Origin of the sequence: Terribacillus saccharophilus (genome assembly GCF_000725365.1) — a bacterium.
GTDB lineage: Bacteria > Bacillota > Bacilli > Bacillales > Amphibacillaceae > Terribacillus > Terribacillus saccharophilus.
This window is the reverse complement of sequence record NZ_CP008876.1, coordinates 2,035,430-2,049,528: the sequence shown is the minus strand read 5'-3', so window position 1 is coordinate 2,049,528 and position 14,099 is coordinate 2,035,430. Positions and strand designations below refer to the sequence as shown.

Sequence of the window (14,099 nt, the reverse complement as noted above, 5' to 3'; positions counted from 1 at the left end):
ACACAAAGGATGATAAAATATGTCCAACTTAAGAGAAGATGCACTGAAAATACACCGTGAAAATAAAGGGAAACTGACAATGAAGTCGAAGATTCCTGTTCGCAATGCAACAGATTTGAGTCTTGCTTATTCCCCTGGTGTAGCAGAGCCTTGTAAAGAAATCCACCAAAACAAAGATGACGTTTATGAATACACGATGAAAGGCAACATGGTTGCGGTTGTTAGTGACGGCTCTGCCGTGCTTGGCCTTGGTAACATCGGTCCGGAAGCTTCCCTGCCTGTAATGGAAGGAAAATCCGTTCTATTCCAAAGCTTCGCAGGTGTTGATAGCTTCCCAATCGTGCTTGATACAAACGATGTCGACGAAATCGTTCGCACGGTAAAATTGATGGCACCAACATTCGGCGGTGTGAACTTGGAGGATATCTCCGCTCCTCGCTGCTTCGAAATCGAAGAGCGTTTGAAAGCAGAAACCGACATTCCAGTATTCCATGATGATCAGCACGGTACTGCAATCGTAACAGTTGCTGGTTTGTTGAATGCATTGAAATTGGTTGGCAAAAGCTTCGATAACATCAAAGTTGTCGCAAACGGAGCTGGCGCTGCTGGTATCGCAATCATCGAATTGCTGCACAGCCTTGGCGTAAACAATGTTATCATGTGTGACTCCAAAGGTATGATCTACGAAGGTCGTCCAGAGGGCATGAACAAAATGAAAGACCGTGTTGCGAAAATCACAAACCGTGATCGTCAGGAAGGTAGCCTTTCCGATGCGATCAAGGATGCTGACGTGTTCATCGGTGTATCTTTGGCAAACCTATTGTCTAAAGACGACGTACGCACAATGGCAAAAGATCCGATCATCTTCGCAATGGCAAACCCAGATCCGGAAATCCTGCCAGATGATGCGAAAGAAGCAGGCGCTCGCGTTATTGGTACAGGCCGTTCTGACTTCCCGAACCAGGTGAACAACGTGCTAGCCTTCCCTGGTATCTTCCGTGGTGCCCTGGATGTTCGCGCAACAGGCATTAACGAAGAAATGAAGATTGCAGCTGCTAGGGCGATTGCAGATCTAATCGACGAAAGTGATTTGAACGAAGACTACGTTATCCCAGCTCCATTCGATCCTCGCGTTGCACCAGCTGTTGCGAAAGCAGTAGCAAAAGCGGCGATGGATACTGGCGTCGACCGTATCACTGTTGATCCAGAAGAAATAGCTGAGAAAACACGTCAGCTAACAATCATCGACGAAGATTGACATATAACCTGCACAGGCAGACGTTTCCATTGTTGGAAATTGTCTGTCTAACGCGGGTTATAAGTATTTACATAGTTGAATTTAACGCGCACGTTCATGGAAATGATGGTACAATAAATAGTTAGATGCGTTTGTTCAAAAGGAGGAATTACCTTGCTTAAAGATTTTTTTAGCAAGAAGAAACATGCTTCCAAGCCAAGTGAAGAGGCGAAGCAGGATATTCCTGAAGGACTCATGCTCAAATGCTCGGACTGTGGAAAGATCTACTACCGAGAAGAGATGAGAAAGCAATTGTATGTGTGTCCGAACTGCGGCCACCATCATCAGTTGCCTTCTGACGAGCGAATTAACAACTTGTTCGACGAAGGTTCATTTATGGAATATGATACAGACTTAAATACCGGCAATCCGCTTGGATTCCCAAGCTATACGCAGAAGCTGGAGAAAGACCAACTGAAGACAGGACTAAAGGAAGCAGTCGTAACCGGTGAAGGTACGATCAACGGCTTCCGTACTGCATTTGCTGTCATGGACTCTCGCTTCCGAATGGCAAGCATGGGTTCTGTTGTAGGGGAAAAGATTTCTCGGGCAATTGAAAAAGCGCGTGAAGCAAACATTCCGTTCATCATTTTCACAGCTTCTGGCGGTGCCAGAATGCAAGAAGGTGCTTTGAGTCTTATGCAGATGGCCAAGACATCTGCTGCTGTCCAGCGTTTTCGTGATGCTGGCGGGCTGATGATTTCTGTCATGACGAATCCTACATATGGAGGAGTTTCTGCAAGTTTTGCGTCACTCGGTGATTATAACTTTGCCGAGCCTGGTGCCTTAATCGGCTTTGCAGGAAGACGTGTTGTTGAAGAAACAATTCGTGAGAAGCTTCCGGATGACTTCCAGACTGCTGAATTCCTATTAGCGCATGGGCAGCTGGATGATGTTATCAATCGCCATGATATGAAAAAATATTTGACCACGATCCTCGATATTCATCAAGCAGGAGGAAACGTATCATGAAACAAGTATTGGAATTCGAGAAGCCAGTCATCGCTCTGCGCGAAAAGATTGCAGAGCTGAAGACATTCACGAAGGAGAGCGACCTAGATTTAACGGAAGAAATCGTTAAGCTGGAGACGCGGCTCGAAAAGCTGGAGAATGATATATACACGAATCTGAAGCCTTGGGATCGCGTACAAATGGCACGACATGCCGAACGTCCGACGACGCTTGATTATGTTGAAAAGCTTTTTACTGATTTCCTAGAGTTCCATGGTGATCGTTATTATGGAGATGATGCTGCAATTGTAGCAGGTATCGCCAAGTACAAAGGTCGCCCGGTAACAATCGTTGGACATCAGCGCGGTAAAACGACGAAAGAAAATATTCGCCGCAATTTCGGCATGCCGCATCCGGAAGGTTTCCGGAAAGCAGCACGTCATATGCAGCAAGCTGCTAAATTTGGACGTCCGATCATTTGCTTTATCGATACAAAGGGTGCATTCCCTGGTCGAGCAGCAGAAGAACGGGGACAAAGTGAAGCAATTGCCCGTAACTTAATGGAAATGTCTGGATTCGAAGTGCCGATTATTTGTATCGTTATCGGTGAAGGCGGCAGCGGAGGCGCATTGGCATTAGGTGTTGGTGATCGTCTGCTTATGTTGGAGAATTCCACGTTCTCTGTCATTTCACCGGAAGGAGCAGCTTCTATCCTGTGGAAAGACGGCGGCAAAGCGAAGGAAGCAGCTGAAAAACTTAAGATTACGGCACCTGACTTGAAAGAGCTTGGTGTCATTGATGATATCATTCCGGAAATCCGGGGCGGGGCTCATCGAGATCTTACTTCCCAAGCTGAGCTTGTGGATCAGGCAATTGCCGAGCATCTCTCACAATTGGAAAAATTGGACAAGCAAGTATTACTGGAACAAAGATGGGAAAAATATAGTAATATTGGTTCTTTTGCTGAATAAGCACTTGAATGATTGACTTCATCTTCCGCTTCTGTAAACGATTTACATAGGCTTTTTTTGCGGAATTCTTTCTCTTACTTTTTTTAATAAGAAAATTATGTGTTTTTATTTGATAATAAGTTGGATAAGGATTATCTTTGAAAGGGTATAAAAGTTCTATAATCGAAATTTGCTTAGAGGTGAGCGCATGAAAAAGATAGGTGTTCTGACAAGCGGAGGAGATTCTCCAGGCATGAATGCGGCAATCCGTTCTGTCGTAAGAAAGGCTATTTATCATGATTTGGAAGTGTATGGTATATATAACGGCTATCAAGGCTTGATTGATGGAAATATCAAACAGCTGGATCTTGGTTCAGTCGGTGATATCATTCAGCGTGGCGGAACAGTACTCCACACGGCCCGCTGTGAAGAGTTCAAGACAGATGAAGGACAGAATAAAGGTATTGAACAGCTGAAGCATTTCGGTATCGAGGGACTTGTAGTCATTGGTGGCGACGGTTCATTCCGAGGAGCAGAGAAGCTGACACAAAAAGGCTACCCATGCATCGGTGTACCAGGAACGATCGATAATGATATTCCAGGTACAGATTTTACTATCGGTTTTGATACCGCACTGAATACAGTTATCGAGGCTATAGATAAAGTGCGCGATACGGCTACTAGCCATGAGCGTACGTATGTAGTCGAAGTAATGGGTCGCCATGCAGGGGATATTGCTCTATGGGCAGGCCTTGCTGACGGTGCTGAAAGTATTCTGATTCCTGAACAGCCGACAGATTTCAATGACGTAATCGAGCGTCTAAAACGCGGTCAGGAACGCGGGAAGAAACATAGTATCATCATCGTTGCAGAAGGAGTCGGCAGTGGTTTTGAGTTCGGCAAACGTATCGAGGAAGCAACGAATATGGATACACGAGTAACTATTTTGGGACATGTGCAAAGGGGCGGATCGCCTACAGCAAATGATCGTGTGCTTGCAAGCCGTCTAGGCGCACACGCAGTTGATCTTTTGCTTGGAGGCAAATCCGGACGCATGGTAGGAATTCAAAATAACAAACTTGTGGATCACGACATTCTGGAAATTTTAGACCAGAGACATGAAATCGACCTGGACATGTATAAGCTATCCCAGGAATTATCGATCTAATAGATGTTGCACTACTGAAGGAGGATTCTCATAATGAGAAAAACAAAAATCGTATGTACAATTGGACCAGCTTCTGAGTCCGTAGAAACACTAGTTCAGCTTATCGAGGAAGGCATGAATGTTGCGCGCCTTAACTTCTCTCACGGTGACTTCGAGGAGCACGGCGCTCGCATCAAGAACATCCGTGAAGCATCAAAACGCACAGGTAAAACGGTCGCTATCCTTTTGGATACAAAAGGTCCTGAGATTCGTACTGGCGTCCTGCAAGGCGGAGAAGCTAACATTGATAAAGGCGACGAGATCTTTGTCAGCATGACTGAGCTGGAAGGTTCCAAAGAGAGATTCTCCGTAACGTATCCTGGCTTGATCAATGATGTTCACGTCGGCTCGAAGTTTCTATTGGATGATGGCTTGATCGAATTGGAAGTACTAGACATCGATAAAGCGAATAATGAAATCAAAACAAAAGCATTGAACTCCGGTTTGCTTAAAAACAAAAAAGGTGTCAATGTGCCAGGTGTCAGCGTAAACCTTCCAGGTATTACAGATAAGGATGCAAGCGACATCGAGTTCGGTATCGAACAAGGCATTGATTTTATCGCTGCTTCCTTCGTTAGACGCCCATCTGATGTATTGGAAATCCGTGAATTGCTTGAGAAGCATGAAGCTGGTCATATCCAAATCATCCCGAAAATTGAAAACCAGGAAGGCTTCGATAACCTGGATTCCATTTTGCAGGTGAGTGACGGCCTAATGGTTGCACGTGGTGACCTTGGTGTTGAAATCCCGGCAGAAGATGTGCCTCTAGCACAAAAAGAAATGATCAAACAATGTAACATTGCTGGTAAACCAGTTATCACTGCTACACAGATGCTTGACAGCATGCAGCGTAACCCGCGTCCGACACGTGCAGAGGCATCTGACGTAGCGAATGCGATTTTCGATGGTACAGATGCAATCATGCTTTCTGGTGAAACAGCTGCTGGTAACTATCCTGTCGAAGCTGTTCGTACGATGAACAATATCGCTCGCAAAGCAGAGACTGCACTTGATCATAAAGCGATTCTTGATGAGCGCTCTAAAGCAAGTGATATGACAATCACAGATGCAATCAGCCAGTCTGTTGGACATACTGCTATCAACTTGAGTGTCAGTGCAATCGTTACAGCTACTTCAAGTGGCTATACTGCTAAGATGATTTCCAAGTATCGTCCGAAAGCTCCTATCGTAGCAGTTACATTCGATGAAGCGACAAACCGCAGACTTGCTCTTGTATGGGGTGTACAAGCAATTACAGGTGAACGCGTAGAATCTACGGATGATATGCTGGATCTTGCAGTAGATACAGGTCTATCTACAGACTTGTTCAAGCGCGGAGACCGTATCATCATCGCTGCTGGTGTACCTGTAGGAGAAACTGGTACAACTAACTTGATGAAAGTACATGTTATCGGTGATATCCTTGCTAAAGGACAAGGCATCGGAAAAGGCAGTGTCTACGGCAAAGCTGTTGTTGCAAAGGATGCTGATGAAGCACAGCGTCTACTTCAGCCAGGAGATATCCTTGTAACGTACGGAACTGATAAAGACATGATGCCAGCGATCGAAAAAGCTGGAGGTCTTATTGTAGAAGAAGGCGGTTTGACATCCCACGCAGCGGTTGTCGGCTTAAGCCTTGGTATCCCAGTCGTAGTTGGTGTAGCGGAAGCAACAACAAAAATTTCCAATGGTGCACTAGTAACAGTTGATGCAGCCAAAGGAGATATTTACGACGGCCATGCAAGTGTTCTATAAGATATAAAAAACTAGGAGAGGGTATGAGACCCTCTCCTTTTTTCATTTTATAAGGCTGTGGTACACTTGAATTATTCTGAACTAATGGAGCGTTGTGTATGAAAAAAGCGTTACTTTTCCTTTTTATCTTGTTCCCAGCAATTGAAATAACATTTTTCATCTGGGCGGGTATGGAAATAGGTTTTCTTTGGCTTTTCCTTCTTATCGTCGCAACAGGTCTGCTTGGAGTAGCATTAGCGCGCCGCGAAGGAATCCAGACATATAGGAGAGCTAGAGAACAAATGCAGAATGGACAGCCGCCAACTGATGAACTACTTAACGGTACTTGCATTCTGATTGGCGGATTCCTTTTACTGCTTCCCGGCTTTTTCAGTGATTTGATAGGTCTATTGTTTTTACTGCCGTTTACTCGTAAAAGACTTCGTTACTGGGTACAGGCGCTGCTCATGCGGCTTATAGCAAAAAATACGATTCGCGTTTACCGCCGCTAAGTCTGTTTGCCAGACTTGATATATTGCCAGAGGATACGCAGAACACCTGTATGGTAAAGCGTATGCAGGACAACTAATAATACCGGGCCGGCTAGCAGGCCGATAAAGCCTAAGAGCTGGAATCCGGCAAAGACAGCAATCAATGTAGCTAGCGGATTGAGCCCAATCTGGACAGACAATAGATTGGGTTCCATTAGCTGCCGCTGCAGTACGATTACAAGATAAAGCACAGCCAGTCCAATCGTTAAAGAAAACTTTCCGGTTAGAAAGCTGTATAGAATCCAAGGAACGAAGACAATCCCTGTTCCGAGATAAGGTACGATATCAATAAGTGAAATGAAGAAAGCTGTAGCAATCGGATGCTCGATGCGCAGCACAGCAAAGCCGATACACATGATCACGAATGTTAGGCTTAACAGCAGTGCCTGTGCTCTCAGGAATCCGAAACATGCTCTTTTTAAGCCTTTGCCTACTTGTTTGGCAGAGGAGAGCAATAATGAAGGTAGAAATCGATTTAGAAATGCAGAGATCTTTTCCCAGTCCTTACAGATGAAAAAAGTGCCTAGCAAGGCGAAGATACAAACGCTTATATAAAGAGGTGCCTTGCCGAGCAGTATAGGAACAGCTTCCAGTGCAGCTTGAATTCCTTCTCCAAGTGTTGCAGACAGATGCTGAATGACAGTTTGCAAATTCTCATCCAATGCTTCTTGCTGACCGGGATTTAACTCCTGCTGAAAAGACATCAACCGCTCATAATATGGCATGATATAAAGTTCCACCAGCTTTTGTACATAACCTACAAAATCAGTAAAATGTACAGGGACGGTCTTAGCTAGATAAGCTGCACCTTGGGCAATTTCATTTACTGCCAACGCAAGACCAGCAAGACAGAAACCTAAAAATATCAATAATATCAAGACAACGGCAGCCGTCCTGTTCAAGGCTGTCTTTTGCTCAATCAATCGGACAGCAGGATTCATCAGAATTGCGAGGATGACCGAGATGATAAATGGATATACATAAGGAGCGGCCAGCAGAATGAGTGCAATACTACCCGCAATCGATCCAAGGACAATGCATAATCGCAGCATTTGGTGAAGTGTTGTCATTTGCATAAGCTCACATCCTTTTAGTAATGAAGAAAGTTTGGAGGAAAAATTTTGTTAAACACATCCACATTATTTTTAGTAATCATACTTATTTTAGGAATCGTCGGAAAGAACCAATCCATTACGATCGCTGCATATGTCTTGCTTGGCATTAAGGTACTGCAGTTAGATGACAAGGTGTTCCCATTTTTGGCTTCCAAAGGTTTAAGTATCGGAATCACCGTACTTACGATTGCGGTACTTGTCCCAATTGCTAGTGGAGAAATTGGCTTCAAAGATTTATATGCAAGTGTGAAATCATATTATGCCTGGGTAGCATTAGCGGCAGGTATTCTTGTAGCTATTTTAGGAAAATACGGTGTGAATCTTATGTCCACAGATCCTCAAGTGACAGTTGCCCTTGTAGTAGGTACAATCCTTGCTGTTGTGCTGTTAAATGGTGTTGCAGTTGGACCGCTGATAGGTGCAGGAATTGCTTATATGATATTCCAGATTGTTGGACTATTTACTAAATAACGAAAAATTGATATTATTCTAATAATAAAGAAAACAAAAAAATTAAAACGTTTTCATTTCACAAACAGTTATATTATGTTTATAATGAAAGTGCTTCACTCAAATATCTAGCAACTTGAATTTTTTATTACACATGTTATGGGTTTGACTTTTACTAAAGGGGAGAGATTAACATGGCAGTAGTTAAGGGGCTTGAAGGTGTTGTAGCAGCAGAATCAAAGATTAGCTCAATTATTGACGATCAACTGACTTATGCTGGCTATAGCATTGACGATCTTGCTAGTAATTCCAGTTTCGAGGAAGTAATTTATTTGTTATGGCATGATGAGCTGCCGACGGAGGAGCAGCTTGCACAGCTAAAAGGGGAATTGGCTGCGCAGGCAAAGCTGCCGGAACCGGTTATTGACCACTTGAAATCCTGTGATTTGAAAGCGGTTCATCCGATGGCGGCACTTCGCACTGCTGTTTCACTGCTTGGGTTGTACGATGAAGATGCAGAAGTGAATACACCAGAAGCAAACGCGAAGAAGGCAATTCGTCTTCAAGCACAAATTGCAACGCTAGTTGCAGCTTTTTCTCGTATTCGTTCCGGTCAGGAACCAGTAGCACCGCGGGAGGATTACAGCTATGCTGCGAATTTCCTGTATATGTTCAATGAGCAAGAGCCGAAAGACATTGAGGTTGAAGCGATGAATAAGGCGCTTGTGCTTCATGCTGACCATGAATTGAATGCATCTACATTTACTGCACGTGTCTGTGTTGGTACATTATCTGATATGTATTCTGGTCTTACAGCAGCAATCGGTGCATTGAAAGGTCCTCTGCATGGAGGAGCTAACGAGGCAGTAATGGAAATGTTGTTCGACATTGGCGAAATTGACAATGTAGAACCATATCTTGAAAAGAAATTTGCAAACAAAGAAAAAATTATGGGTATGGGACACCGTGTTTATAAAGCAGGTGATCCGCGTGCGAAATTCCTGAAAGAAATGTCACGTGAATTAACAGAGATATCCGGTCAGACAAAATGGTATGAAATGAGCGTAAAAGTAGAAGACATCGTCAAACGGGAGAAAAATCTTCCTGCAAACGTCGATTTCTATTCCGCTACTTGTTATTACAGCTTAGGAATCGATCATGATCTTTATACACCAATCTTCACAGTGAGCCGTTTCTCAGGATGGATAGCACATATCCTGGAACAGTACGCAGACAACCGTCTAATTCGTCCGCGGGCAGAATATGTCGGTGAAACACATCGTACTTATACACCAGTAGAAGAAAGAGTCTAATAATTTTACAACCATAAAGTCTAAAATTTGCTAAACTGATAGAGTATCAGATTTTATTTAGGAGGAATCGAACATGGCTGAAGCAAACAAAATCACAGTAACAAACGGAGAGCTGCAAGTACCGGACCGTCCGGTCATCCCTTTCATCGAAGGAGATGGAACAGGTCCTGATATTTGGGCTGCCGCAAGCCGTGTACTCGAGGCTGCTGTAGATAAGGCTTACAAAGGCGAGAAGTCAATTGAATGGAAAGAAGTTTATGCAGGTCAGAAAGCATTCGATAAGACAGGCGAATGGCTTCCGGAAGAAACACTAGATGTTATCCGCGAATACAAGATTGCAATCAAAGGTCCATTGACAACGCCGGTTGGCGGCGGTATCCGTTCATTGAACGTAGCGCTAAGACAAGAGCTTGATTTGTTTACTTGCTTACGTCCGGTCCGCTACTTCAAAGGTGTTCCTTCACCAGTGAAGAAGCCAGAGGATACGGATATGGTGATTTTCCGTGAGAATACGGAAGATATCTATGCTGGTATCGAATGGCAGAAGGGCTCACCGGAAGTGAAAAAAGTCATCGATTTCCTTGAGAATGAAATGGGAGTACATAATATTCGCTTCCCGGAAACGTCTGGTATCGGCATCAAGCCTGTATCGGAAGAAGGAACGCAGCGACTGGTGCGCGCAGCAATTGACTACGCAATCCAAGAAAACAGAAAAAGTGTGACACTAGTTCATAAAGGTAACATCATGAAATTCACCGAAGGCGCCTTCAAAAACTGGGGTTACGAACTTGCTGAAGCTGAATACGGAGATAAAGTATTCACATGGCAGCAGTATGATAAGATTGCCGAAGAACAAGGCCGTGAAGCTGCTGATAAAGCGCAGCAGGAAGCTGAAGCTGCTGGCAAGATTGTCATCAAAGATGCGATTGCAGATATCTTCCTTCAGCAGATTTTGACTCGTCCAGCAGAATTTGATGTAGTGGCGACGATGAACTTGAACGGAGATTACATTTCTGATGCACTTGCTGCGCAAGTTGGTGGTATCGGTATAGCTCCAGGAGCGAACATAAACTATGAAACAGGTCATGCGATCTTTGAAGCTACTCATGGTACTGCACCGAAGTATGCTGGCTTGGATAAAGTGAATCCATCTTCTGTTATCCTATCTGGAGTGCTTTTGCTTGAGCACCTTGGTTGGAGAGAAGCAGCAAATTTAATCACAAAAGCTATGGACAAGACAATTGCTTCCAAAGTTGTCACATATGATTTTGCCCGCTTGATGGACGGTGCCACAGAAGTGAAAGCGTCCGAATTCGGTGATGAACTGATTAAAAATATGGACTAATGTGTCGAAGGAGGAAACATCATGGCAATCAAACGCAGAAAAGTATCCGTAATCGGTAGTGGTTTTACAGGAGCAACAACAGCATTCCTGATCGCGCAGAAAGAACTTGCGGATGTCGTGTTAGTCGACATTCCAGACATGGAGAATCCAACCAAGGGTAAAGCTTTGGATATGCTTGAGGCATCTCCAGTTCAGGGCTTTGATGCACATGTGAAAGGCACGTCAGATTATGCTGACACGAAGGATTCCGATGTGGTTGTTATCACTGCGGGTATCGCTCGTAAGCCTGGAATGAGCCGCGATGATCTTGTGAATACAAACAGCAAGATCATGAAATCTGTTACTGAACAGGTTGTGAAGTATTCTCCGGACAGCATCATTGTTGTATTGACCAACCCGGTTGATGCAATGACATATACAGTATATAAAACATCCGGATTCCCGCGGAACCGTGTAATTGGTCAGTCTGGTGTCCTTGATACAGCTCGTTTCCGTACATTCGTTGCGGAAGAGCTTAACCTTTCCATCAAGGATATCACTGGCTTCGTTCTTGGCGGACATGGAGACGACATGGTTCCGCTTATCCGTTATTCCTATGCAGGCGGAATTCCGCTTGAGACGTTGATTCCGGAAGATCGCCTCAATGCAATTGTGGAACGTACACGTAAAGGCGGCGGTGAAATCGTCAACCTTCTAGGAAACGGAAGTGCGTATTACGCGCCGGCAGCATCACTGCTCGTGATGGTGGAAGCTATCCTGAAGGATCAGCGTCGTGTTCTTCCGGCTATTGCTTATCTGGAAGGCGAATATGGCTACAACGATCTATTCCTAGGCGTACCGACGATCATCGGCGGCAGCGGCTTGGAGGATATCATCCAGCTTGAGCTGACAGATGACGAAAAATCACAGCTTGATAAATCTGTCGAATCTGTACGTAAAGTCATGACTGTATTGCAATAAAATAAGAAAACCTATCCTAAAATTAGGATAGGTTTTTTTATATTTACAAACTCTTAACAGAGAAAGCGAATTCGTATGGTTCACTTTACAGTTGGAAAACGGTATGATGTTGCATAGAGGGGGCTAGTATCCATGGCACAAAAAGTACTTATTGTTGATGATGAAGAATCCATCGTAACGTTACTGCAATATAATATAGAAAGAGCTGGGTTCGAAACGGAAACAGCCTTCGATGGCTTGTCTGGACTGCAGAAAGCTTTGCAGAATACATATGATATGATCGTTCTTGATCTAATGCTTCCGGAGCTGGATGGAACGGAAGTATGCAAGCAGCTAAGACAAAAGCAGATTGATACGCCAATTCTCATGCTGACGGCACGAGATGAGGAACTGGACAAGGTTCTTGGTCTCGAGCTTGGTGCAGATGATTATCTGACAAAACCTTTCAGTCCGAAAGAAGTTGTTGCGCGGATCAAAGCTATATTACGACGCACGAATAAAAGTGATAACTATATGGAAAGCGGCGAAATCAAAATTGCAGGCTTGTCCATTTTCCCTGATCAATATGAAGCATCTATTAACGGAGAATCCTTGAGCTTCACTCGCAAAGAATTCGAACTTTTACTGTATTTATCCAAAAACAAAGGTCGCGTGATGTCCCGAGATCAGCTTCTTAGCTCCGTCTGGAACTATGATTTCGTTGGTGACACACGTATCGTGGATGTACACATCAGTCATTTACGTGAAAAAATTGAACCGGATTCCAAACATCCTGTCTATATCAAAACGATCCGCGGTTTGGGCTATAAAATGGAGGAGCCGCAATAATGCGTCGCAGTTCTTATGGGATTGCCGTCTATGGATCGCTTATCCTGCTGATCTTTGCGGCAATCGGTTTTATCCTTATGCAAATCACTTCTGAGTGGTTTATTCTTTGGAGCGCTCTGATGATCGGCGCAGCATTGATCATTTCGGTATTATATCGACTGCAGGAACGCTATATCAAGCCTGTTTCCATGACTGCAGAAGTAGCTGAGGAACTGGTGAAAGGTAACTATAAGGCAAGGAATTACGAAAACTTTTATGGAGATGCCGGCCGCCTGATCCGCTCAGTGAACCAGATTGCGCGCAATCTGCATGAACTAGAGCTCTTGGAGAAGATGCAGGAAGATCAGTTGGAAACGGTAATAGACAATATGGAAAGCGGCTTGATGCTTGTCGATGAACGCGGATATGTACACCTCGTTAACAGGAAGTTCCTTTCCGTATTCGGAGGCAAGGACAAGGATTATATCGGTCATGTATATCATGATACGATTTCGCAAACCAATATCCATCATGTTGTTTCCGAGGCCTTTCTTTACGAAGAGAAGGTTCGTGATGCTTTCACACTGCAGCGTGAAAAAGAAAAGCGCTTTTTCGAGATTGTCGCTGCACCTATTTTCAATGACTCCTACGATTTGAAGGGTGCTGTACTCGTTTTCTACGAGATTACAGAACTAAAGCGTGTGGAGGAGATGCGAAAGGATTTTGTGGCCAATGTGTCGCACGAACTAAAAACGCCGCTCACGTCTATACGTGGTTTTTCCGAAACATTGCTGGAAGAAGGGGCATTGGATGATAAGGAGCTCACAGAGCGCTTTATAACGATAATCAATAATGAGAGTCAACGGCTCCAGGCATTGGTTAAGGATTTACTTGAGCTTTCCCGTTTAGAGAAAGATGAACTTCAAGTAAGAATGGAACGGCTTGATTTTCGCTATATGGTCGATGCGATTATGCCGATGATTGAGCAGCATGCATCTAACAAGCAAATCGAGGTGGAGCTTGAGCTTCCTGACAGTGTCATCATGCGCGGAGACGAGGACAGGTTAAAACAGCTCGTTATCAACTTGATGAACAATGCCGTCAACTATACACCACCAAGCGGAAAGGTGAAACTGAAAGTAACACAATCGAATGATGCAGTTTTTGCTGAGATATCCGACACTGGTATGGGAATTCCGGAAGATTCACTTGATCGTATTTTCGAACGTTTTTACCGTGTTGATAAGGCTCGCAGCCGGAATACCGGCGGAACCGGACTTGGTCTTGCGATTGTCAAGCACGTGGTCGAGGCCCATGGCGGAACGATATCGGTAAGTAGTGAAGTGAATAAAGGAACCACATTTTCAATCCGTTTGCCAAAGGCTCTTGGTTAAGATCGTCCAGCTGGACGATCTTTTT

Annotated in this window: 13 protein-coding genes; 12 read left to right on the top strand and 1 reads right to left on the bottom strand. The window is 44.2% G+C overall.

The window, feature by feature from the left end:
• The first annotated feature begins 19 nt into the window (after window positions 1-19).
• The 6 genes from ystJ (at window position 20) to GZ22_RS10415 (ending at window position 6,651) form a co-directional block, all read left to right on the top strand.
• Entirely contained in the window at window positions 20-1,258 is a 1,239-nt protein-coding gene (ystJ, locus tag GZ22_RS10440) for an NADP-dependent malic enzyme (protein WP_038562200.1), read from the top strand.
• A gap of 153 nt (window positions 1,259-1,411) precedes the next feature.
• The gene (gene accD, locus GZ22_RS10435) at window positions 1,412-2,269 is read left to right on the top strand and encodes an acetyl-CoA carboxylase, carboxyltransferase subunit beta (RefSeq protein WP_038562198.1); all 858 of its coding nucleotides are present in this window, start codon (window positions 1,412-1,414) and stop codon (window positions 2,267-2,269) included.
• Window positions 2,266-3,219: an acetyl-CoA carboxylase carboxyl transferase subunit alpha gene (gene accA / locus GZ22_RS10430; protein ID WP_038562196.1), complete on the top strand. Its 954-nt coding sequence runs from the start codon at window positions 2,266-2,268 to the stop codon at window positions 3,217-3,219. Before accD ends, accA begins: the two co-directional genes overlap by 4 nt.
• Before the next feature lie 187 nt (window positions 3,220-3,406).
• On the top strand, window positions 3,407-4,366 hold the full coding sequence (gene pfkA / locus GZ22_RS10425) for a 6-phosphofructokinase (RefSeq protein ID WP_038562193.1): 960 nt from the start codon (window positions 3,407-3,409) through the stop codon (window positions 4,364-4,366).
• A gap of 33 nt (window positions 4,367-4,399) precedes the next feature.
• Window positions 4,400-6,160: a pyruvate kinase gene (gene pyk / locus GZ22_RS10420; RefSeq protein ID WP_038562190.1), complete on the top strand. Its 1,761-nt coding sequence runs from the start codon at window positions 4,400-4,402 to the stop codon at window positions 6,158-6,160.
• Window positions 6,161-6,258: 98 nt separating this feature from the next.
• Window positions 6,259-6,651 (top strand): FxsA family protein, encoded by a 393-nt coding sequence (locus GZ22_RS10415; protein WP_038562187.1) that lies wholly within the window; start codon window positions 6,259-6,261, stop codon window positions 6,649-6,651.
• Here the strand turns inward: GZ22_RS10415 and ytvI are convergent.
• Window positions 6,648-7,766 carry a sporulation integral membrane protein YtvI gene (gene ytvI / locus GZ22_RS10410; protein WP_038562185.1) on the bottom strand — a complete coding sequence of 373 codons (1,119 nt, stop codon included), beginning with the start codon at window positions 7,764-7,766 and terminating at the stop codon, window positions 6,648-6,650. The genes GZ22_RS10415 and ytvI overlap by 4 nt on opposite strands.
• 45 nt (window positions 7,767-7,811) lie before the next feature.
• Here ytvI and GZ22_RS10405 point away from each other — a divergent pair, with 45 nt between their 5' ends.
• From GZ22_RS10405 to pnpS, 6 genes are all read left to right on the top strand, one after another.
• Window positions 7,812-8,276 carry a DUF441 domain-containing protein gene (locus tag GZ22_RS10405; RefSeq protein WP_038562181.1) on the top strand — a complete coding sequence of 155 codons (465 nt, stop codon included), beginning with the start codon at window positions 7,812-7,814 and terminating at the stop codon, window positions 8,274-8,276.
• Window positions 8,277-8,449: 173 nt separating this feature from the next.
• Window positions 8,450-9,568 (top strand): citrate synthase, encoded by a 1,119-nt coding sequence (citZ, locus tag GZ22_RS10400; protein WP_038562178.1) that lies wholly within the window; start codon window positions 8,450-8,452, stop codon window positions 9,566-9,568.
• A gap of 73 nt (window positions 9,569-9,641) precedes the next feature.
• Complete coding sequence (gene icd / locus GZ22_RS10395) at window positions 9,642-10,913, top strand: NADP-dependent isocitrate dehydrogenase (protein ID WP_038562174.1); 1,272 nt, start codon at window positions 9,642-9,644, stop codon at window positions 10,911-10,913.
• A gap of 21 nt (window positions 10,914-10,934) precedes the next feature.
• The gene (gene mdh, locus GZ22_RS10390; RefSeq protein WP_038562171.1) at window positions 10,935-11,873 is read left to right on the top strand and encodes a malate dehydrogenase; all 939 of its coding nucleotides are present in this window, start codon (window positions 10,935-10,937) and stop codon (window positions 11,871-11,873) included.
• 132 nt (window positions 11,874-12,005) lie between these two features.
• A complete protein-coding gene (locus tag GZ22_RS10385; RefSeq protein WP_038562167.1) occupies window positions 12,006-12,701 on the top strand; it encodes a response regulator transcription factor in 696 nt (231 codons plus the stop codon).
• The gene (pnpS, locus tag GZ22_RS10380; RefSeq protein WP_051748188.1) at window positions 12,701-14,074 is read left to right on the top strand and encodes a two-component system histidine kinase PnpS; all 1,374 of its coding nucleotides are present in this window, start codon (window positions 12,701-12,703) and stop codon (window positions 14,072-14,074) included. The genes GZ22_RS10385 and pnpS overlap by 1 nt, the downstream gene beginning before the upstream one ends.
• The last annotated feature ends 25 nt before the right edge of the window (window positions 14,075-14,099 follow it).

Excerpts from the sequence above, each read along its gene's own strand:
- pnpS (WP_051748188.1), top strand. The coding sequence starts at position 12,701 with ATGCGTCGCAGTTCTTATGGGATTGCCGTCTATGGATCGCTTATCCTG.
- pyk (WP_038562190.1), top strand. The coding sequence starts at position 4,400 with ATGAGAAAAACAAAAATCGTATGTACAATTGGACCAGCTTCTGAGTCC.
- icd (WP_038562174.1), top strand. The coding sequence starts at position 9,642 with ATGGCTGAAGCAAACAAAATCACAGTAACAAACGGAGAGCTGCAAGTA.
- pfkA (WP_038562193.1), top strand. The coding sequence starts at position 3,407 with ATGAAAAAGATAGGTGTTCTGACAAGCGGAGGAGATTCTCCAGGCATG.
- GZ22_RS10415 (WP_038562187.1), top strand. The coding sequence starts at position 6,259 with ATGAAAAAAGCGTTACTTTTCCTTTTTATCTTGTTCCCAGCAATTGAA.
- ytvI (WP_038562185.1), bottom strand. The coding sequence starts at position 7,766 with ATGCAAATGACAACACTTCACCAAATGCTGCGATTATGCATTGTCCTT.
- ystJ (WP_038562200.1), top strand. The coding sequence starts at position 20 with ATGTCCAACTTAAGAGAAGATGCACTGAAAATACACCGTGAAAATAAA.
- citZ (WP_038562178.1), top strand. The coding sequence starts at position 8,450 with ATGGCAGTAGTTAAGGGGCTTGAAGGTGTTGTAGCAGCAGAATCAAAG.
- mdh (WP_038562171.1), top strand. The coding sequence starts at position 10,935 with ATGGCAATCAAACGCAGAAAAGTATCCGTAATCGGTAGTGGTTTTACA.
- accA (WP_038562196.1), top strand. The coding sequence starts at position 2,266 with ATGAAACAAGTATTGGAATTCGAGAAGCCAGTCATCGCTCTGCGCGAA.
- GZ22_RS10385 (WP_038562167.1), top strand. The coding sequence starts at position 12,006 with ATGGCACAAAAAGTACTTATTGTTGATGATGAAGAATCCATCGTAACG.